Genomic DNA, 21055 nt, shown 5'->3' on the forward strand with positions numbered 1-21055 from the left:
CCAATGAGCAAAGACGTGTTCGACAAGGGTTTTGAAATCCGCAAATCAGTTCTGGGCGCCGAATTCGTCGAGAAATCCTTCGCCAGCGCCGACGATTTCAATCGTCCGCTGCAGGAACTCGTGACGGAATATTGCTGGGGCGCCGTCTGGGGCCGTGACACGCTCGACAAGAAGACCCGCAGCATGCTGAACCTCGCCATGCTTTCCGCGCTCAATCGTCCGCACGAACTGAAGATGCATGTGAAGGGCGCGCTGACCAACGGTGTGACCAAAGACGAAATCCGCGAAGTCCTTCTACAGGTCGTGATCTATGCGGGCGTGCCCGCGGGCGTCGATTCTTTCCGGGTGGCGCGCGAAGCCATGCAGGAAGTCGGAGCATGACAACCCGTCCGCCGCTGGCCACGGAAAAGCTCTCGATGCTGATCGGCGGCCGCTCGGCCGCCGCGCAGTCGGGTGACTATTTCGAATCCTTCGATCCCTTCACCGGCAAGGCCTGGGCTCTCGTTCCGCGCGCCGGCGTAGCCGATGTCGATGCGGCCGTTCAGGCAGCCGCCGCCGCGTTCCGCGGCGAGTGGCGGACGATGACCCCAACCGCGCGTGGGCAGATCATGACGCGCTTTGCCGACCTCGTGGCGGAGGAGGCCGAAAACCTGGCCGTTCTCGAAACCCGCGACAACGGCAAGCTGATCAATGAAATGCGGATGCAGTGCAAATACATTCCGCAATGGTTCCGCTTCTTTGGCGGCCTTGCCGACAAGATCGAAGGGCGTGTGATCCCGATCGACAAGCCGGGGGTGTTCAATTACACGCGCCGCGAGCCGCTCGGGGTTGTGGCCGCGATTACGCCGTGGAACTCGCCCTTGATGCTGGCGACGTGGAAGCTTGCCCCGGCGCTCGCTGCCGGCAACACGATCGTCTGGAAGCCGTCGGAATTTTCCTCGGTGTCGGCATTGTTCTTCGGCCGGCTTTTCGAGAAGGCGGGCTTTCCCAACGGCGTCGTCAACATCGTCACCGGCTTCGGCCATGAAATCGGCGACCGCCTCGTCACGCATGCCGATGTCGCGAAAGTGGCGTTCACCGGTGGTGATGCAACCGGCCGCCGCGTCTATCAGGCTGCCGCCGGCGGGCTTAAGAAGGTGACGCTCGAACTCGGCGGTAAATCCGCCAACATCGTTTTCGCCGACGCCAAGATGGATGCCGCCATCCCCGGCCTCGTTTCCGGTATCTTCGCCGCGACGGGGCAGACCTGCATCGCTGGCTCGCGCGCGCTTGTGCAGCGCTCCGTCTACGACCAGGTGACGGAGAAGCTGGTCGCCTTCGCAAAGACCGCGAGGATTGGCGATCCGCTCGATCCCGAGACCCAGGTCGGTCCGATCACCACCCTGCCGCAGCGCGCGAAAGTGCTCGACTACATTGGCATCGCCAACGGTGAAGGCGCCGCGCAATTGCTTGGCGGCAAGATACCCGAGGACACATCGATTGCCGACGGCTGGTTCGTCGAGCCGACGATCTTCGGTAACGTGAAGCAGTCCATGCGCATCGCCCAGGAAGAGGTCTTCGGACCGGTGCTGTCGGTCATTCCCTTCGAGGATGAGGACGAGGCGGTGGCCATCGCCAATGACACCATCTACGGGCTTGCGGCCGGTCTTTGGACGCAGGACCTCGGCCGCGCAATCCGCCTGCCCGAGCGGCTCGAAGCCGGCAGCGTCTGGGTCAACATGTACCGCGCCACCAGCTATCTCTCGCCTTTTGGCGGCTACAAGCAGTCGGGCATCGGCCGGGAGAACGGCCAGACCGCTATCTACGAATATCTTCAGGAAAAGAGCATCTGGATTGATGCCGGGAACTCCATTCCCGCGCCGTTCGTCCAGCGCTGATCGAAGAGACCCTTCGGAGGAATCATGAACATACGTTTCGATGCCGTGCCGCCGCTCGCTCCGAAGGTGGCGGCGTTCGTCGGCGGCAGGCACGCGATGCTGATCGGCAGCGCATGGCTTTCTGCGGCCTCCGGGCAGTCGCTCGACGTCATCGATCCCTCGAACGGCCGGGCCATCGCGAGGGTGCCAGCCGGCGATGACGCCGATGTCGATCTGGCGGTCAAGGCCGCGCGGACTGCGATCGACGGTCCTTGGTCGAAAATGGTGCCGGCCGAGCGCGCCAGGCTGATCTGGAAACTCGCCGATCTGATTGATGCCAATGTCGATATGCTGGCAACGCTCAATTCCTATGAGAGCGGCAAGCCGATCGGCGATTCCCGCAATGGCGAGGTGCCGTTCACGGCTGAGACGTTCCGCTATTATGCGGGGTGGGCCACCAAGATCAATGGCGAGACGATGACCATCAACGCGCCGGGTGACTGGCACGCCTACACCCGCCGCGAGCCGGTCGGCGTCGTCGGCCAGATCATCCCGTGGAATTTCCCGCTCAGCATGCTCGCCTGGAAGGTGGCGCCGGCACTGGCGGCCGGCTGCACCGTCGTGCTCAAGCCGGCCGAGCAGACGCCGCTCGGAGCGCTCTACTTCGGTAAGCTGGTCCAGGACGCCGGCTTTCCGGAAGGCGTGGTCAACATCCTGACCGGCTTTGGCGAAACGGTTGGGGCGGCGATGGCGGCCCATCCAGATATCGACAAGGTGGCTTTCACCGGTTCGACCGAAGTCGGCCGGTTGATCGCGCGCGCCGCGACCGGCAATCTCAAGAAGGTCAGCCTGGAACTTGGCGGCAAGGCGCCGATCATCGTTCTCGGCGACGCCGATATCGACATGGCGGTGGCAGGCGCATCGAGCGCGGCATTCTTCAATGCCGGCCAGAGCTGCGGCGCGGGAACACGGTTCTTCGTTCACAAGAAGATCTACGACAAGGTCATGTCCGGCATTGCCGAGCGTGCCGAAAAGCTGAAGCTCGGCGCCGGGCTTGATCCCTCAACCGAGCTCGGCCCCGTCGTCTCTCAGCAGCAGATGGAACGCATCACCAGGTTGATCTCGGAAGGCAGGAGCGACGGTGCCGAAATCGTCACCGGTGGCGCGCGTGCCGGCGACGTCGGCTATTTCGTCGAGCCGACGGTCATTTCCAGGACGCGGCCGGACATGTCGGTGATCCGCGAGGAGATATTCGGGCCGGTGGCCTGCGCGATGCCGTTCGACGACGAGGATCTGGACCAACTTGCCAGGGATGCCAACGACACCGAGTATGGCCTGGCTGCATCGATCTGGACCAACAATCTGGGCGCCGCGCATCGGCTGGCCGCGAAAATCAAATCCGGCACGGTCTGGGTGAACTGCCACAACTTCAACGACGTCACCATGCCGTTCGGTGGTTTCAAGCAATCGGGGTGGGGGCGCGAACTTGGCGAACAGGCGCTGCAGCTCTACACCGAGACCAAGACCGTCGCGATCCGGCTGCCATAGGCGAGGCGGTCGATGTCCTGCTACGAGACGATCGATGCGCGGTTCGGGGAGCTGATCGATCCGGTCGCATTCCTCGAAACCATCCATACGGGAAATCGCTGGGCGGAGGGGCCGGTCTATTTCGCCGACCTTCGCTCGCTGATCTGGAGCGATATCCCCAACGACCGCATGCTGCGGTGGGACGAGGAGACGGGGGCGGTTTCGCTGTTCCGAAGCCATGTCTCAAATCCGAACGGCAACACGCGCGACCGTAGTGGAAGGCTGGTCACCTGCATGCAGGGGGAACGCCGTGTGGTGCGCACCGAATGGAACGGCTCGATCACGGTGCTGGCCTCCGCATACGATGGCAAGCCGTTGAACTCGCCGAACGATGTGGTCGTGAAGTCCGACGGCAGCATCTGGTTCACCGACCCCAACTACGGGATCATTTCGGACTATGTCGGGCGCAAGGGCCTGCAGGAGCAACCGGGCTGCCGCGTCTACAGGATCGATCCCAGCTCGGGAGTAGTCACCGTTGTTGCCGATGATTTCTCTATGCCGAACGGGCTAGCCTTCTCGCCCGACGAGAAGCACCTTTATGTTTCGGACTCCGGCTTCCTCACAGACCGCAGCGCCCCGCATCACGTCAGGCAGTTTGACGTTGACGGTGACAAGTTGGTAAATTCCCGCGTCTTCGCCGACATATCGCCTGGCATTCCGGATGGCTTTCGCGTTGACGTTGCGGGCAATCTCTGGATCAGCGCGTGGGATGGCGTACAGTGCCATACGCCCCAAGGTGAGCTCATCGGGAAAATTCAGGTGCCGGAAATGGTTGCGAACCTGACCTTTGGTGGACCGCGCAACAATAGGCTGTTCATCACAGCGACAACGTCGGTCTATGCCGTTTTCCTAAATGTCCGGGGCCAGCAGTACCCGTTCGGCATGTGACACGGACACCACTGAGTCAGCCTGGAAGCTCTGTAGCAGTGGATGGTTAGGGCGAAAGTTGGACACGAAACAGCTACAGGTATTCATCGCCGTCGGTGCGGCTGGCAGCTTCTCGAAGGCCGCGCTCGACCTCAACGTCACCCAGCCGATGGTCACGCGCCATATTCGCGGGCTTGAGGAGGAACTCGGCGTCGAGCTGTTCTATCGCAACGGCCGCGGCGTCGTGCTGACCGAGGCGGGCGTGCTTCTGAAGGCCCATGCCGACGAGATCGTCGAGCGGATGCGGCTGGCGCAGAATGCAGTATCGAACCTCAAATCCTCGCCGAAGGGGAGGTTGGTGCTGGCCGTGCCGCCCTCGGTTGGCACCGTGCTGACCGTGCCCTTGGTCAAGAAGATCAAGAACGAGTTTCCCAATGTCGCGCTGCAGGTGATCGAAGGCTTCAGCGGCCATATCCTGGAATGGCTGATCGCCGGTCGCATCGATGCCGCCGTGCTCTACAATTCGCCGAACCATCCTTCCGTGCTGACCGAACCGCTGGCCGATGACGAGCTGTTTCTGATCGGGCCGGTCTTGTCCGAGCGCGTGCTGCCGCGCGGGCCGGTCGGCCTCAACATCTTCGCCGAGCTGCCGATGATCCTGCCCAGCCGCCCGCACGGACTGCGGCGGCTTATCGATAACACCTTGGCGGAGCATGGCATCTATCCGCGTGTAGAGATGGAGCTGGAGGCAATGCCTTCAACCTTGCTTCTGGTCGAGGAGGGAACTGGCTATACGGTTCTGCCCTACGCTTCCGTCCACCTCCTTGTGGAGGCTGGCCGCATCGAGGTCTGGCCATTCGACCCGCCGATTACCCGACAGCTGATCCTCGCGACCTCCTCGCAGCGACCGATGTCCTCGAACTTTCGCCCGCTCTTCCGCACGGTTCGCACCGAGCTGCGCGACATCATATCGACACACATCTGGAAACCGACAAGCCATATCGAATAGCTGCACGAGCAGGATAGTGTGCAATTCGGCTGCCTGCTGCCAACCAATAGCTCCCGATGGAAAGAATTTGATGCGGAACACGATGCTGGGCTTCGCGGCACTTGCCCTGGCCGCGTGCCAATCGGCTCCTGTGGAGCCGCGACCCGCCGCTGTCGAACCTCCTTCAGGTCCCGTTGCCTGACTACGAGGGGATTCAGGCACAGCGCAACCGCGACTGGAAACCGACTTTCGGACGATAGACTAAGCGGGCCTTTAGAGCCGGCAGACCAAGGACTTCAGTCTTACAATGGTAGTTGTGACGACTATTCTGGCCGCGCTGCGTTCCCCTTTAGCCCTTGCGGCATCGCCATTTCCTGATTAAGCGGCAACATCCAAAAAGAGGTACAGTTAGCAGCCAAAAGCATCAGCAGGGGGCCGGCGCTCGCGCGGGAAAGTGGCAGCACGATCGCAAAGGATAAGTCTGATCACAACGCGGTGCGAGCCCGTCTGTGCTCTTTAGGCTGCTGCTGTTCTTTAGGCTGCGCGGGCGAAGCGATCGACCCTGAAGTCGTCGAGCGGCGTTTCGCAACGGTCGGTCATGACGAGTTCGGCCATGGTGTCGCCCACGCCCGGACCAAGCTGGAAGCCGTGTCCGCTGAAGCCGAAGGCGTGGAACAGGCCTGGCGTCGTCGCCGAGCGTCCCATGACCGGCAGCATGTCGCGCACATAGCCCTCGCAGCCGGACCAGGTGCGGATGACCGCGACCTGCGCGATTGACGGCAGCAGCCGCGCGACCGCGCGCAATTGCAATGGAAGGCGCATGGGATCGGCGACCGCGTGGCCTGGATCCAGGTCCACCGGCACCCTTTCGGCCGCGCCGCCGAAGACGATGTTGCCCCGCTCGACCTGACGCAGATAGGCGCCATGGTGCTTATCGCGCGTCCAGATGCCGACCACCGGCAGGACCCGATGCGGCAGCGGCTCGGTCACGCCCATCTGCGGGCCGCGGGCGTCGAGCGGGATCACTTCGCCAAACTGCGCGGCGATGCGCGCGCCCCAGGCTCCGGCAGTGTTGAGCAGGCAGCCGGCGGCGAATGTACCTTTTGAACTGGCTACAAGGAAACCGGAGCCCGTGCTGGTGATCTTCCCGACTTCGGCTCCCTCGACGATTTCCGCGCCCAGCTTGCGGGCAGCCTCGGCAAAGGCAGGTGCGATCAGCCGCGGATTGCCGCTGCCATCTTGCGGAGAGAACGACGCCGCGATCGCTTCGGGACCGAGGCCGGGAAAGCGGGCATGGATCTCGCGCGGGCCGAGTTCCTCTAGCTCAAGGCCCCAGGGGCGCGCCGCCTCGGCATAGGTCCGCATGTCTGCGAGCCCGCCTTGATCGAAGATCAGCCGGATATGACCGGTGGCGCGGAATTCCACGTCGCGGCCAAGCATTCTTTCGGCCTCGCCCCACAGCCTGAGCGAACGGTGGGCCAATGGAAGCTGGGAGAGATGGCGCCCGGTGCGCCGGATGTTGCCGAAGGAGGCGACGGTTGCACCGGTGCCGATCCGATTGCGCTCGACCAGCGTCACGCGTGCCCCGCGCCTGGCGAGGAAATAGGCCGAAGCCGTCCCCATCAGTCCGCCGCCCAGCACGATCACATCCATAGTCGTTCCTTAGCGTAGAGCAGCTGATCCTTGGATGTATCCATCTTGTCTGCGCCACGGCATTGCGTCAAAGATGGGTTTGGATAACAGCCATAAGCTTTACCTATGGAGTGGCAATGCGGGCCCGGCAGCTCGAAGTGTTCATCGCCGTCATGCGTGCGGGCACCGTGACCGCCGCGGCGCGGATGCTGAACATCTCCCAGCCTGCGCTCAGCCAGATCCTGCTCCACACCGAGGACGAACTCGGCTTCACGCTGTTCGAGCGGGTGAAGGGCCGGCTACGGCCGACCCCTGAGGCGCTGGAGATTTTCGCCGATGCCGAGAGGCTGTCGGCAGGGCTCGAGGGCTTGCGCCGCAAGACCACCGACCTGCGTCTGGGCCGAACTGGGCTGGTGCGGGTCGCGGCTTCGCCGCCGCCGGCCATGGCGATATTGCCGCGCGCGTTCACCGGATTCCGGGCGCAGCATCCCGATATTTTGCTACGTTCCCATATGGCGCCGATCGCCGCGATCATCGACATGCTGCGCGCCGGCGATGCCAGCCTCGGCGTGGCCATGGACGACCGTCTGCCTCCCGATATCGAGGCGGAAGTGATCGGCAGCGTCGGATTCGCATGCCTTTTGCCCATACGGCATGCGTTGGCCAGGAAAACCGAGCTGCGGCTCGCCGATCTCGCCGGCGAGGGATTGATATCCTATCGCGGAAACACCCGTCCCGCCGACGAACTGGCCCATGCGGCCCGCGCGCAGGGTGTGGCGCTTTCGCTGTCGCTCGAGATCGACGTGTCCATCTCCGCGGTGGGCTTCGTCCAGGCCGGTCTGGGTATCGGCCTCGTGGACGCGCTGCTGCCGTGGCACCAGTTCGCCGGGCTTGCCGTCAGGCCGCTCGCGGCGGGGCCGGAATTTCCGATCGCGCTGCTGACCTCGCGCACACGGCCACTTTCGCGGGCCGATGAGATGATGCGCGAGCAAATCCGTGCTGCCTGTTCGGTGGTCCTCGGCGAACATCGCGCCAAAGCATAAGCAAGACTTATATCCTTGCCTCTCATCCATCTTGGACCCTGACCGTCCGCTCGTGCCAGTTTTGGTCGACAGACAGGAAGGGACGCATCATGGACGGTGGCATCGCGGTAAATGGGGCGCGGAAAGAGGCCGACTGGAAGGTCGGCGTCGATATCGGCGGGACATTCATCGACTTTTGCGCGCTCGAGGCCCGGTCTGGACGGGTCGCCTCGCTGAAAGTGCTGACGACGCCGGAAGATCCGGGCGCCGAACTGATGACGGGCCTCACCCTTCTGGCTGAACGCGAGGGTTTTGATCCAACTCTTATGACGCGTTTTGTGCACGGCACGACCGTCGGCATCAACACGATCATCCAGCGAAAGGGTGCGCCGCTCGCGCTGTTCACCAATGCCGGCTTCGAGGACGTCATCGAACTCGCGCGGCTGCGAATGCCGGACATGTATTCGCTGTTCTGCTCGCGGCCGGATCCGCTAATCTCGCGTGACATGGTGTTTGGCATTCCGGTTCGCATGCGTGCCGATGGAAGCGAATCCCAGGCACCGGACATGGCGGCGGTGGCCACCGCGGTGGCACTGGCGAAAGCGAACGGGGCGCAAGGGATCATCGTCTCCTTCCTCCATTCGTGGCGCAACGCCGCGCAGGAGGCCGCCGTCAAGGCAACGATCGCGCGTCTCGCGCCAGACCTCTTCGTCTTCTCCTCGGCCGAGGTATGGCCGGTCATCCGCGAATACGAGCGCAGCTCGACCGCCATCCTCAATGGCTATGTCCATCCGCGCGTCTCGTCCTATCTGACGGCGCTGGAAGAGAGACTGAAGGACCGCGGCGTGCCGGCCCGCCCGATGCTGACGAAGTCGAACGGTGGGCTGATGAACGCTGCCGAAGGCAAGCGTGCCTGCGTGAACATGCTTTTGTCGGGAACGGCCTCCGGCGTCATCGGCGCCTCGTGGCTGGCGCGCCAGGCAGGCGAGGACAAGGTCCTTACCCTCGACATTGGCGGGACCTCGGCCGACTTCGCGCTCATCATCGGCGGCGAGGCGCAGTTCGGGACAGGCGAATTGATCGGCGAATTTCCGCTCCATATCCCCTCCGTGTCGGTGAGCTCGATCGGCGTCGGCGGCGGCTCGATCGCCAGTGTCGACGCACAGGGGGTGCTGCGGGTCGGGCCGGAGTCGGCCGGTTCCACGCCAGGACCGGCATGCTACGGCCGTGGCGGCGAGCGGCCGACGGTGACGGACGCCATGGTGGTGTGTGGATGGCTTGGTCACAGCGAGATGGCCTACGGCCAGCTCAGGATCGATACCGGGCTGGCGCATCGCGCAATCGGCGAACTTGCCGCTCGCCTCGGCCGTCCAGTCGAGCAGACCGCGCAGGCGATCCTCGACATTGCGGTGTCGGAGATGTTCGTCGAGGTCGAGAAGCTCGCATCGCGCGCCGGCGTGGACTTGCGCGATTTCACGCTGATGCCCTTCGGCGGCGGCGGTCCGATGCTCGGCGCCTTCCTTGCCCGCGAACTCGGGATGAAGCGTGTCATGGCACCGCGCCGCCCCGGCGTGGTGTCGGCGCTGGGCGGGCTGGTGTCGGATCTGCGCGGGGACTTCATTCGCACCATCTTCAGCCCTCTGTCGGGCATGTCGCTCGCCGGAATTCGCAATGCCTTCGAGGCCCTCGCCCAAGAGGGTCGCGACTGGCTCGCGGCGCAGGGGCATGAGGGGGCGGCCGAACTCAGTCTATCCTGCGACATGCGCTATGTCGGGCAGAGTTATGAGATCGAGGTCGTCCTTCAGCCGGAATGGCTGACGGACGGCAATGCGACCGCCATCGCAAAAGCCTTCCACCTCACCCATGAGCAGCTCTACGATTTCCACGACCCGGACGGCGAGATCGAACTTGTGAATGTCCGGCTGTCCGCAGTGGGCGCGGGGCCGAAACTCCACTTCCCGGTGGTCGACGTGATCGACGCCCCGGCCATTCCGGCGCGCCGTCTCCCGGTCTACACGGGCGCGAGCGTAGAGACCGTCGATCTCCACGACCGGCAGGCCCTCGTGCCGGGCAGCACGTTCCATGGGCCTGCCGTGGTCGTTCAGGAAGACACCACTTTTGCCATTCCCGCGGGAGCGCAGGCAAGGGTCGACCGTCACCTCAACCTTCTGCTGACCTTCCCGGAGTGATGCCATGTTTGACCGGACAAATCTGCAGGTTCTGGCGAACCATGCCCGCGCGGCCGCCGAGAACATGGCCCACACGTTGCACCGCACCGCGCACTCCGCCTTCGTCAAGGAGACGCAGGACTTTACGGTGATGCTGATGGACCGTTCAGGCGCGACCTTCGCCGTGCCGATGGACCTCGGCGCCACATGGTATCCGGGGCTTTCGTATCACCGCGCTATCGCGATGGTCGACAACTACCGGCCGGGAGACGTCGCGTTCACCAACGATCCCTATTCCGGCCACGTCGCCACGCACGCGCCCGACACGCATCTGTGGAAGCCGGTCTTCGTCGACGGCGAGATCGTCGCCTGGACCGGAGGGCATATCCACAACACCGACATGGGCGGGGCTGTGCCGGCTTCGCTCAGCCGGGCGCTGACCGAAATCCATCAGGAAGGTATCCGCTTTCCCCCGATGAAGCTTGTGAACGAGGGCGTCTTCGACGAGACGATCCTGCGGATCATGAGCACCAATGTGCGCAAGCCCGACCTCAACATCGGCGACATCAAGGCGCTGGTCGGGGCGCTCAACACCGGCGAGCGCAAGATCCAGGCAATGGTGAGGAAGTTCGGCAAGGCCGGCTTCATCGAAGGCGTTTCCGCTCTTCTCGACCATGCCGAGGCGCAGGCGCGCGACGTGCTGCGCTCCATGCCCGACGGGACGTGGGAATTCGCCGACTATGCCGACGAGGATTCGGTCGAGGCCAATCCCTGCCGGCTGAAGCTGACGCTGACGATCAGGGGCGACGAGGCGGTGCTCGACTTCACCGGCTCCGATCCGCAGCTCGGCTCCTCGCTCAACGTGCCTTCAGGCGGCGACCCGCGCCACACTATGCTGCTGGTGGGCGTCTACTATGTGCTCTACACGATCAACCCGAAGATCCTGCTCAATACGGGCCTCACCCGACCGTTCACCTGCATCGCACCCACGGGTTCGGTGCTGAACCCGGTATACCCCGCCGCCGTAGGCATGCGCTCGCTCACCTGCGCCCGGCTGCGGTCGGTCATCTTCGGCGGCTTCTCGCAAGCGGTGCCGGAGCGCCTGCCAGCGGCACCCGCCGGCAACAACTGCATCGTCAATGTCATGACCACGGACGAGCGGACCAGCCGGACCGTCATCGCCGCGGTCAATCCCGTCGTGGGCGGCGGCGGCGCCATGCCCCATCGCGACGGAACCAACGGATCGGGCGCCGATGCGGCCTATCTCAAGAACACGCCGATCGAGATCACCGAGACCGAGACTCCGGTCGAATTCGTGAAATACGGGCTCGCCAGGGACAGCGGCGGCGCGGGCCGCTGGCGCGGCGGGCTGGCGACCGAGATGGCCTTCCGTGTCTTCGCCCCCGACTCAAGGATCACGGCGCGCAACCGGGACCGCAGCTTCTTTCGTCCCTGGGGCGTGCTGGGCGGCAAGGCGGCCGGCCTGTCTGACATGGTCGTCAATCCGGGAACCGAGCACGAGCGGCGACTGGGCAACATCGACACGGCGGTGCTGCAGCCCGGCGACGTGCTCGATATCCGTTCCGCCGGAGGCGGCGGGCGCGGCGATCCGCATGGGCGCGAGCCCTGGCGCGTCGCGCAGGATGTGCGGCGAGGCTATGTCTCGCCAACGGCTGCCGAGCGCGACTATGGCGTCGTCATCCGCGACGGCGAGGTCGACGAGCAAGCGACGGAAAGGCTGCGCGCACGCCAGGGGCCAGCCGCCGGCCATTTCCATTTCGGTCCGGAGCGCGACGGTTACGAAGCGCAGTGGACCCCAGCGGCCTATGACCGGCTTACCGCCATACTGAGGGACTTGCCGATCCATTGGCGGTTCTTCGCCAAGACGGAGATCTTCCGCCGCATGAAGGGACGTTCGGGGCCGGAGGGCGTCCAGGCGGCGTTCGATGCGGCCTGCGAGCGGTTCCCCGAACTGCCTCGCCCGAACCCGGTACGAGAGGCGGCGGAATTATGACCGCCGGCCGCATCGTTCGGCTGGCCGAGTGCGACCGGGCCGAGGTGTATTTTTTTCTCGACGGGCAGATATGCAGTGCTCTGGTGGGCGACACCGTGCTGACCGCCATGCTGGCTTCTGGGTACGCGCTGCGAAAGTCCGAGTTCGGACCCGAGCCGCGGGCCGGGTTCTGCCTGATGGGAGCCTGCCAGGATTGCTGGGTGTGGCAGGACGAGGGACCGCGGATAAGGGCGTGCTCGGCATTTGTCACCCAGGGCATGCGTTTACACACAACGCAGCCGGAGAGCTGGCCGTGAGCGAGACCTCATCGCAGCGGGTCGTGATCGTGGGCGCCGGTCCAGCCGGCATAAGGGCCGCTGCGGCGCTGGTCGAGGCCGGACTTCACCCGGTGGTGATCGACGAAGGGCATTGCGCGGGCGGGCAGATCTATCGCCGCCCCCCTGCCGGCTTTACCCGCACGGCAGAGCAGCTCTACGGGCCAGAAGCGCCGAAGGCGCGCGCGCTGCATATGCTCTTCGATCGGCTGGCCAAGGAAGGGCGGCTCACCCATTGCGCGGCGAGTTCGGTCATCGCAGCGCAGGAGGGTCGGCTGCACGTGCTGGGGGAAGGCCGCGTGCAGATGATCGGCTATGACCGCCTGATCCTTGCCACCGGCGCATCCGACCGCGTGGCGCCGGTTCCCGGCTGGCAGAATGCCGGCGTCTATAGCCTTGGCGCGGCGCAGATCGCGCTCAAGGCGCAGGGCGTCGCTCTTGGGCGGCGGATCGTCCTTATGGGATCGGGGCCTCTGCTGACGCTGGTCGGCGCCCAACTGGTCAAGGCTGGAGCGGATGTGGCAGCAGTGCTCGACACGTCTCCCTGGCATCAGCAGATGCGCGGGTTCTGCCAGCTTGCCGCCCGGCCGTTCGTCACGCTGCGCGGTCTGGCCCTGCGGACGAGACTCGGCGGCCGCTACCATGCGGGCGTGACGCTCGAACGGATCGAGGCCGACAAGCAAGGTGTCGCGGCGATGCGCTGGCGCGACGCAGGCGGCCGGGAGCACCGCACCCCTTGCGACATGATCGGCATGGGCTGGCACCTGCGGGCGGAGACGCATCTGGCCGACCTGGTCGGATGCGCCTTCATTTATGATGAGCAGTGGCGGCAATGGTTGCCGAAGACCGACCCGATGGGTCGAGCCGGCAACGGAGTCTATCTTGCCGGCGATGGGGTTCGTCTTCTGGGAGCGGATGGCGCGGAGATCGCTGGGCGTCTCGCGGCTGCGGCATGCCTTGCCGATCTCGGAATTCCTGCGTCCGCCACCGGCGTCGATTTGCGCAAGCTGGCACGGCTCGAGCGCTTTGCTCGCGGCCTGGCTTACGCCTTTCCCTGGCCGGCAGCGATGGCGCGGGCACTTCCCGATGAGGCGGTCGTCTGTCGCTGCGAGAATGTGACAGCCGGAGCCGTACGCCAGAGCGTGGATTTCGGCGGCGGCGAGGCCAACAGGGTGAAATCGCTATCGCGCGTCGGCATGGGGCGATGCCAGGGGCGCTACTGCCAGTTGGCTGCGGTCGAACTCGTGGCGGCGCAGGCCGGCTGTACGGCCGACGCTGTCGGCCGGTTTCGCGGACAGGCGCCTGTCCGACCGGCGCCTGTCGGTGCCTTCCTCCGGGACGGCTGATGCAATTCCGGAGTCGACACCAGGAAGACATGGATCACGTCTTAGAAATCGGCGACCTTCCCCCAGGCTGAAGCGTCGAAGCGCTGGGGATCATAGGAATTCGGATCGACGATCGGTTCCGACCCGGTCACCAGATCGGCGACGAGGTGACCGGCGCCCGGGCCGATGCCGAAGCCGTGTCCCGAAAATCCGGCAGCCAGGAAGAAACCCGGCACCGTTTGAATCTCGCCGATGGCGGGCACGCCGTCCGGCGTGCTGTCGATGTAGCCGGCCCAGGCCGCGCTGATCTTTGTTTGGCGCAGTGCCGGCAGCAGCTCGAGCGCCCGGGTGTGCGTCAGGCGGATGGTCGCCTGATCCGGGGTCGGATCGAGGATGCGCATCCGTTCCATCGGCGTCGGCTGGTCGAGCCGCCAGCAACCGAGTGTTTCGTGGCCCGAGCGCATGCCCTGCAGACCGCCGGGTGCGAGGCTGCGCCAGCGCTTCAGGAACATGGGCAGGAACTGCGACGAGAAGCGCAACTGCTGCGGCGTCACGTCCACCCGGCCGCGTCCGCTTATGGCGAGCGTGTAGCCGCCGTCGCCGCGACGCGTGGCCGAGATCCTTGCCGTGTGCAGCGCATCCGGCAGACCTTCGGCACCCGGCGAGACGGACAGGATGGAGGAACGGATCGACGCCTGCGGAAAGCGGAAGTCGAACTGCCGGCAAAAAGAGGAGGCCCAGGCGCCGCCGGCTAGGACGGCCAGCTTCGTCCGGATCGTTCCGCTTTCGGTGACCACGCCGCTCAGGCGGCCGCCCTCGATCTCGATACCGCGCGCGGCGCAGCTCTGGTGCACGGAGCCCCCAAGCTTGAGAATGGCACGGGCGACCGAGGGCGCGGCGCGCGACGGGTCGGCGGTGCCGTCGGTCGGCGAGAAGACGCCGCCCTTCCAGGTCCGGCCCGTGGCGCGGCCCCGCTCGCTGGCCGCGGCGCTGTCGAGCATATGCGTGGTAACGCCGGCCGTTTTGGCGAAATCACGCCAGCGCGCCCAGCCGGCCAGTTCCGCCTCGTCGTCGCTGAGATAGAGCAGGCCGCAGCGGCGAAAGCCGGTGTCTTCGCCGGTTTCCGTCGCGAAGCTGTCCCACAGATCAAGGCTTCGGGTTGCCATCGGCAACTCGCGGGCGTCACGATTCTGCTGGCGGCACCAGCCCCAGTTCCTGGAGGACTGCTCGGCGCCGATGCGTCCCTTTTCGACAAGCACGACCTGCATGCCGCGCCTGGCCAGATAGTAGGCCGCGAAGGCACCGACAATGCCGCCGCCGATCACCACCGCGTCCGCGGACTTGGGCAGTTCGCCGGATGTCTCGATTTGCTGCAGCGGCGCGCGCATGGTCCCTCAACCTTTGAAGCGCCAATCCTAACGCGTTGCGCAGGCAGCCGCTGCCGCAGTTGAGGCCGAAGCAGAATTTTATTCCGGCAGCCCGGTTGAAATCGGGAGTCGCTGCGTTTCAATGCGGCATCGCTTGGATGGACAGGCCAGCGGGCTGTGGTAGTGTCAATGGCTACTTGCAAGGCAGCATTTTGTGCTGTGGCGTGCGTTCTGCGGAGACGGCCGTGAAACTGGATCGGATCGATATCAAGATCCTATACGAGTTGCAGAAGAACGGCCGCATCACCAATGTGGAATTGGCCGATCTGGTGCATCTGTCGCCAAGCCCGTGCCTGATGCGGGTGAAGAAACTCCAGTCGGAAGGCTACATCGAGGGCTATTCCGCACAGGTCAATATCGGCAAGCTCGGCCAGACGCTGACCGTGTTCACCGAAATCACCTTGAAGAACCATCGCCAGGTGGACTTCGCCCGTTTTCTCGCCGTCGTCGAGAAGATCGACCAGGTCATCGAATGCCACCTCGTGTCGGGCGGCTACGACTATTTGATGAAATTCGTGACCGCCGGCATCGGTGAGTACCAGACGATCATGGAGCGGCTGACCGACATGGACATCGGCATCGACAAGTATTTCAGCTTCGTGGTGCTCAAGTCTCCCATCGTCAAGGCGCACATGCCGCTGCCCAGCCTGTTTCCCAGATAAGGCGGCTGCTTCCTGAAACGGTGGCCCCTTTGTCGATGTAGTCAGCGGTGGCCGTACTGGCTGACGAGTTCGGGGTCGCGGACGAGGCCGTCCAGCCAGGTCGGGTCAAGCTTCGGCACCGAGGAGAACAGAAGCTTGGAATAGGGGTGAGTGGGCGCCGTCAGCTTGTCTGGGGTGATCTGCTCCACCCGTTCCCCGTTGTACATGACCATGATCTCGTCGCAGATGGCCTCGACGACGGAGAGGTCGTGGCTGATGAAGATGTAGGAGAGTCCCAGCTCGCGCTGCAGCTCCTTGAGCAGCTCGATCACGGCAGACGCCACCACCGTGTCGAGGGCCGAGGTGATTTCGTCGCAGATGATCAGCTTGGGGTTGGCCGCCAGCGCCCGTGCGAAATTCACGCGCTGCTTCTGGCCGCCAGAGAGCTCCGACGGGTGACGGTAGCGCAGGCCCCTTGGCAAGCGCACCATGTCGAGCAGCTCGTCGACGCGCTTCGCGCGCGCCTGCCTGTCGAGCCGGTGATAGAAGGCGAGCGGACGGGAGATGATGTCCTCCACCGGCTTGGCCGGATTGAGCGCAGTATCGGCATATTGGAACACGATTTGCATCTCGCGCAGCTGGTCCTGGCTGCGCTTCCTGGCGGCTCGCTGCAGTTGCTTGCCGTCGAAGACGATGTCGCCGGCCGCCGCCGGGTGGATACCGGCGATGACGCGCGCCAGGGTCGATTTTCCGCAGCCGGATTCGCCGATGACGCCGAGATTGCGCCCCTTCTCGACGACCAGGCTGACGGAATCGACCGCGCGGATGAGTGGCAGTCCGTCATCCCGAACCGGGCCGTAGCCGGCCGTCACATTGTCGATACGCAGCAACTGCTTGGTCCCGGCATCTGCGTCCGCATGTGCTTGCCGCGGCTTCGGTTCGAAGGCGGCCAGCAGTTCGCGCGTATAGGGATGCTGGGCAGCCGAAAGGATTGCCGCGGTAGTGCCGGTCTCCTGCACTTCGCCGCCCTTCAGCACCACGATGCGGTCGGCGATCTGGGCCACGACCGCGAGGTCATGGGAAACATAGACACCCGCCACGCCGCCCGCCCGCATGACCGACTTGAATGCCTTCAGCACGTCGATCTGCGTCGTCACGTCGAGTGCCGTCGTCGGCTCGTCGAAGATGACCAGCTTGGGATCGCTGATGAGCGCCATGGCCGCCGACAGCCGCTGCAACTGCCCGCCCGAAACCTGGTGCGGATAACGGGTACCGATCCCTTCCGGGTCGGGCAGCGACAAGGCCCTGAACAGCTCGACCGCGCGCTGCCGCGCCTGTTCGGGCGGCATCAGCTTGTGGATCCGCGTGACCTCGATGACCTGCTCCATGATCGTGGAGGAGGGGTTGAACGAGGCGGCTGCGCTTTGCGGGACATAGGCAATGTCGGTGCCGCGCAGCCTGGCGCGTTCCTTTTCGGAAAGGGTGGCCATGTTCTTGCCGCCAACATTGATCTCGCCGCTGGTGATCCGGCAGCCGGGCCGCGCATAGCCCATCAGCGAGAGCGCCACCGTGGTCTTGCCGGAGCCGCTTTCTCCGATCAGGGCGACGATCTCGCCGTCGGCGATGTCGAGGCTGACGCCCTTGATGATTTCGACAAGTCGTCCGGAGTCGGTTTTCGCCTCGATCCGCAGGTTCCTGACCTCGACGAGATTGCTCATGCGTCCCGGTCCCTGATCTTTTGCGGCAGGTTGTCGATCAGCAGGTTGACGCTGATGGTGAGGCTGGCGATTGCCAGCGACGGCACGATGACGGCGGGGGCCGCGAAAGGCAGGCCGCCGATGTTCTCGCGCACCAGCGCACCCCAGTCGGCGAGCGGCGGCTGGAGACCGAGTCCCAGGAAGGACAGGCCGGAGAGCAAAAGCACGATGAAGACGAAGCGCAGGCCGAAGTCGGCCAGCACCGGGCGGATGATGTTGGGCAGGATTTCGGACCCGATGAGGTAGAGCGTGCTCTCGCCGCGGACACGGGCGACGGTGATGAAGTCCATGGTGTTGATGTTGACGGCGAGCGCGCGCGCAAAGCGGTAGGCGCCGGGGATATAGATGACGGCCAGCGTCAGAATCAGCACCGGGATCGACGAGCCGACCGCGGCGACGACCACAAGGCCGAACAGCTTGCTGGGGATGGAGTTCATGGCGTCCAGGAAGCGGCTGAGGCAGGTGTCGAGCCAGCCACCGGTGACGGCCGCAATCATCCCCAGCACAACGCCCGAAAAACAGGCGATGGAGACGGCGGCGAGCGATATGCCGACGGTGTAGCGGGCGCCCATCAGAACTCGCGAGAGCATATCGCGCCCAAGATAGTCCGAGCCGAGCCACAGTCCCTGGCGCATCGGGCCGAAATAGTCGTCGTCGACTATGTCGCCGATCGAATGGGGAATCACGTAGGGCGCAAGGATCGCGACGAGCGTCCAAGCCAGAATGACCAGCGCGGCCAAGACGCCCACGAGGCTGTAGCTGTGGCCCAGGAAGGACCGCCGGGAGGTTGTCACGCGCGCTGTCGTCATCTGAGCCTCGGGTTGGACATGATGGCGACGACGTCGGCGGCGGTGATGAGAAAGAGATAGCCGAGGCAGAAGATCATCGCGCAGCTCTGGATCAGCGGCAGGTCGCGGGTGGCGACCGCATCGACCATCAGCTTGGCGATGCCGGGATAGTTGAAGATCGTCTCGACGATGATGACGCCGCCGACCAGATAGGAAAGCGAAAGCGCTACCGCGTTGACGATCGGCCCGAGCGCATTAGGGAGCGCGTGCCTCAGGACCATGCGGCTGCGCGAGGCGCCTTTCAGAAGCGCCATCTCGACATAAGGCGTGGAGAGCGTCTCGATCACCGCGGCGCGGGTCATGCGGATCATCTGGGCGGAGATGACGAAGGTGAGCGTGATCACCGGCATTGCATAGATGCGCACGAGATCGGTCAGCGAATGCGCCTCGTTGACCGAGGACAGCGCCGGCAGCCATTTGAGATAAACGGCGAAGAGCAGGACCGCGAGGGTCGCGACCATGAATTCCGGCACGGAGATGACGCCGATCGACAGGATGGTGACCGTGCGGTCGTAGACGGAGCCGCGCAACATGGCGGCGGTGATGCCGAGCGTCAGCGCCAGTGGCACCGAAAGCAGCGTGGTGATGCCGGCGAGCTTCATGGTGTTGACCAGGCGCCCGCCGATCAGCGCCGCAACAGGCATCTCGTTGGCATAGGAGGTGCCGAGGTCACCATGGAGCAGGCCGAGAAGCCAGAGCAGGAAGCGCAGGATCGCCGGATCATTAAGATGCATAGCCTCACGTAGGCCGGCGACCGCTTCAGGAGTCGCCGCCTGGCCGAGCAGGATCGACGCGGTGTCGCCGGGTAGCATGCTGGTGGCGAAGAACACGGCGAACAGCACGATCAAAAGTGTGACGGCCGCGATCCCCAGCCGCTTCAGCACGAGGTTGAGAACCCCAGATGTCATGGAAGCGCTCCCTGCGGTTGTTCGGCCAAGCAATCTTGCGCAATGAACTGCCGGGGGCTGGCTGACCGGCCCCCGGCAGGCGTCTCTCAGGCTTCAAGCCAGAGATATTCCGCCATTGCGTAGCCCATCATGCCACCGAGCGGGTTCGCCTCCAAACCCTTCACCTTGCTGGAGAGGGCATCCACGTTGGAAATGTAGGCCGGGATGATGGTGCCGGCCTCCTCGGAGACCATAGCCTGCATCTGGCCGTAGATCTCCTTGCGCTTGGCCTGGTCGAGAGAGCCGCGCGCCTCGATGAGCATCTTGTCGAACTTTTCGGACTTGTATTGGCTTTCGTTCCAGGGCGCGTTGGAAGCGTAGAGGAGCGAGAACAGGATGTCCGGCGTCGGGCGCGGATTGATGTTGCCGAAATGGATCGGCGCCTTGAGCCAGTAATTGTCCCAATAGCCGTCGGCCGGGACGCGCTGGACGTCGAGTTTCATGCCGATATCCGCGCCGGCGGCCTGGATGATCACCGCCATGTCGATCGACGAGGTCGCCGCGTCGGAAGCGATCACCGGGATGGACTGGCCGAGCAGGCCTGCCTTCTGGAAGTGGAACTTCGCCTTGTCCGGGTCGAAAGCCTTCGGCTTGATATCGGGATTGTGGAAGATGTTTGCCGGCGAGACAGGCTGGTCGTTGCCGATTTCGCCAAGGCCGCGCAATGCCGATTTGACGATCTGCTCGCGGTTGACGAGATACTTCATGCCGGCAACGAAGTCGGCCTTGCTGCCCGGATCCATGTCGAGCCGGATGTTGAGGTCGGTGTAGTTACCCGAGGTCGTCTTCGACAGCTCGAAGCCCTGCTGGCCGCCGATGAGCTTCATCGCGCGCGGATTGATCGAAGCCGCAAAATTGATGTCGCCGGAAAGCAGGGCGTTGACGCGGGCACTGTCGTCGCTGATGGCGATGAATTCGAAAGAGTCGAGATAGGGCTTGCCCGACTTCCAGTAGTTCTTGTTCTTGGTGACCACCGACCGCACGCCCGGTTCGAAAGCCTCGAGCACGAAGGCGCCGGTGCCATTGCCCTTGGAGAAGTCGGTGGTGCCGTCCTGGACGATCATGAAGTGATGCAGCGCCAGGATGGTCGGGAGGTCGGCATTCGGGTCGGCGAGCGTGATTTCAACGGTCGACTTGTCTACCGCCTTGAAGCCGGTCATCTGCGCGGCGATCTTGGCGACCTTGGAGCCGACCGCTTTGTCGAGATGGCGCTTCAGCGAGTAGACGACGTCGTCGGCGGTAAGGTCCTTGCCGTCGTGGAAGGTGACGCCCTTGCGCAGCTTCACCGTCCAGGTCTTGGCGTCCTTGCTGTCGAAGCTCTCGGCAAGCTCCATCTGCGTGACGCCATCCTTGTCGAGGAAAGTCAGGCGGTTGTAGAGCGAGCAGCAGCGGACATAGTCGGTGGAGAGCGACGCCTTTGCAGGATCAAGCGTGTCGGCGGTCGATGACGACCAGCCGGCGGCTTTGAAGTTTCCGCCGGAAACCGGCTCAGCGGCGACGGCATTGGTGGCGCGGCCGAGCACCAGGCTGCCCGCGGCAACCGCGGCGCCGCCGGCCAACAGCATCTTGAGAAGTTCGCGGCGGTTCGCGCCCCGCCGAATGGCGTTTTCGACCATGGCATCGTCTGCGCTGGTCCAGTTCGTGATCTTGTCGGTCATGTTA

General features: G+C 64.4%; 17 protein-coding genes. 11 read left to right on the plus strand and 6 right to left on the minus strand.

Features of this window, described 5'->3' with window-relative positions; genetic code table 11:
- Positions 1–3 precede the first annotated feature (3 nt).
- From AC1D0I_RS08550 to AC1D0I_RS08570, 5 genes are read left to right on the plus strand one after another with little or no spacing between them, the layout of a single operon-like run.
- The gene (locus tag AC1D0I_RS08550; RefSeq protein ID WP_112619578.1) at positions 4–381 is read left to right on the plus strand and encodes a carboxymuconolactone decarboxylase family protein; all 378 of its coding nucleotides are present in this window, start codon (positions 4–6) and stop codon (positions 379–381) included.
- The gene (locus AC1D0I_RS08555; RefSeq protein WP_477394340.1) at positions 378–1877 is read left to right on the plus strand and encodes an aldehyde dehydrogenase; all 1500 of its coding nucleotides are present in this window, start codon (positions 378–380) and stop codon (positions 1875–1877) included. Before AC1D0I_RS08550 ends, AC1D0I_RS08555 begins: the two co-directional genes overlap by 4 nt.
- Before the next feature lie 24 nt (positions 1878–1901).
- Positions 1902–3404: an aldehyde dehydrogenase family protein gene (locus tag AC1D0I_RS08560; protein WP_477394342.1), complete on the plus strand. Its 1503-nt coding sequence runs from the start codon at positions 1902–1904 to the stop codon at positions 3402–3404.
- Between the two features lie 12 nt (positions 3405–3416).
- Positions 3417–4331: an SMP-30/gluconolactonase/LRE family protein gene (locus AC1D0I_RS08565; RefSeq protein ID WP_477394344.1), complete on the plus strand. Its 915-nt coding sequence runs from the start codon at positions 3417–3419 to the stop codon at positions 4329–4331.
- A 58-nt stretch (positions 4332–4389) separates the two neighbouring features.
- On the plus strand, positions 4390–5319 hold the full coding sequence (locus tag AC1D0I_RS08570) for a LysR family transcriptional regulator (protein WP_477394346.1): 930 nt from the start codon (positions 4390–4392) through the stop codon (positions 5317–5319).
- Between the two features lie 513 nt (positions 5320–5832).
- Here AC1D0I_RS08570 and AC1D0I_RS08575 read toward each other — a convergent pair.
- Positions 5833–6951 (minus strand): NAD(P)/FAD-dependent oxidoreductase, encoded by a 1119-nt coding sequence (locus AC1D0I_RS08575; RefSeq protein ID WP_477394348.1) that lies wholly within the window; start codon positions 6949–6951, stop codon positions 5833–5835.
- A gap of 116 nt (positions 6952–7067) precedes the next feature.
- Here AC1D0I_RS08575 and AC1D0I_RS08580 point away from each other — a divergent pair, with 116 nt between their 5' ends.
- The 5 genes from AC1D0I_RS08580 (at position 7068) to AC1D0I_RS08600 (ending at position 13794) form a co-directional block, all read left to right on the plus strand.
- The gene (locus AC1D0I_RS08580; RefSeq protein WP_477394350.1) at positions 7068–7973 is read left to right on the plus strand and encodes a LysR substrate-binding domain-containing protein; all 906 of its coding nucleotides are present in this window, start codon (positions 7068–7070) and stop codon (positions 7971–7973) included.
- Positions 7974–8062: 89 nt separating this feature from the next.
- Complete coding sequence (locus AC1D0I_RS08585) at positions 8063–10141, plus strand: hydantoinase/oxoprolinase family protein (RefSeq protein ID WP_477394351.1); 2079 nt, start codon at positions 8063–8065, stop codon at positions 10139–10141.
- A gap of 4 nt (positions 10142–10145) precedes the next feature.
- Complete coding sequence (locus AC1D0I_RS08590; RefSeq protein ID WP_477394353.1) at positions 10146–12134, plus strand: hydantoinase B/oxoprolinase family protein; 1989 nt, start codon at positions 10146–10148, stop codon at positions 12132–12134.
- Complete coding sequence (locus tag AC1D0I_RS08595) at positions 12128–12430, plus strand: (2Fe-2S)-binding protein (RefSeq protein ID WP_477225460.1); 303 nt, start codon at positions 12128–12130, stop codon at positions 12428–12430. Before AC1D0I_RS08590 ends, AC1D0I_RS08595 begins: the two co-directional genes overlap by 7 nt.
- On the plus strand, positions 12427–13794 hold the full coding sequence (locus tag AC1D0I_RS08600) for an FAD/NAD(P)-dependent oxidoreductase (protein WP_477394355.1): 1368 nt from the start codon (positions 12427–12429) through the stop codon (positions 13792–13794). The genes AC1D0I_RS08595 and AC1D0I_RS08600 overlap by 4 nt, the downstream gene beginning before the upstream one ends.
- Positions 13795–13835: 41 nt before the next feature.
- On the opposite strand, the gene AC1D0I_RS08605 is transcribed toward AC1D0I_RS08600, so the two are convergent.
- Entirely contained in the window at positions 13836–15161 is a 1326-nt protein-coding gene (locus AC1D0I_RS08605; protein ID WP_477394357.1) for an NAD(P)/FAD-dependent oxidoreductase, read from the minus strand.
- Positions 15162–15385: 224 nt separating this feature from the next.
- Here AC1D0I_RS08605 and AC1D0I_RS08610 point away from each other — a divergent pair, with 224 nt between their 5' ends.
- A complete protein-coding gene (locus AC1D0I_RS08610) occupies positions 15386–15862 on the plus strand; it encodes an Lrp/AsnC family transcriptional regulator (RefSeq protein ID WP_095091725.1) in 477 nt (158 codons plus the stop codon).
- Positions 15863–15903: 41 nt separating this feature from the next.
- Here AC1D0I_RS08610 and AC1D0I_RS08615 read toward each other — a convergent pair whose 3' ends face one another.
- From AC1D0I_RS08615 to AC1D0I_RS08630, 4 genes are all read right to left on the minus strand, one after another.
- On the minus strand, positions 15904–17559 hold the full coding sequence (locus AC1D0I_RS08615; protein ID WP_477394359.1) for an ABC transporter ATP-binding protein: 1656 nt from the start codon (positions 17557–17559) through the stop codon (positions 15904–15906).
- Positions 17556–18407 (minus strand): ABC transporter permease, encoded by an 852-nt coding sequence (locus tag AC1D0I_RS08620; RefSeq protein ID WP_477394361.1) that lies wholly within the window; start codon positions 18405–18407, stop codon positions 17556–17558. Before AC1D0I_RS08620 ends, AC1D0I_RS08615 begins: the two co-directional genes overlap by 4 nt.
- Complete coding sequence (locus AC1D0I_RS08625; RefSeq protein ID WP_095091041.1) at positions 18404–19354, minus strand: ABC transporter permease; 951 nt, start codon at positions 19352–19354, stop codon at positions 18404–18406. Before AC1D0I_RS08625 ends, AC1D0I_RS08620 begins: the two co-directional genes overlap by 4 nt.
- Before the next feature lie 86 nt (positions 19355–19440).
- A complete protein-coding gene (locus AC1D0I_RS08630) occupies positions 19441–21051 on the minus strand; it encodes an ABC transporter substrate-binding protein (protein WP_477394363.1) in 1611 nt (536 codons plus the stop codon).
- Positions 21052–21055: the final 4 nt, after the last annotated feature.

The sequence above is a fragment of the Mesorhizobium sp. P2_D1 genome (assembly GCF_056404455.1).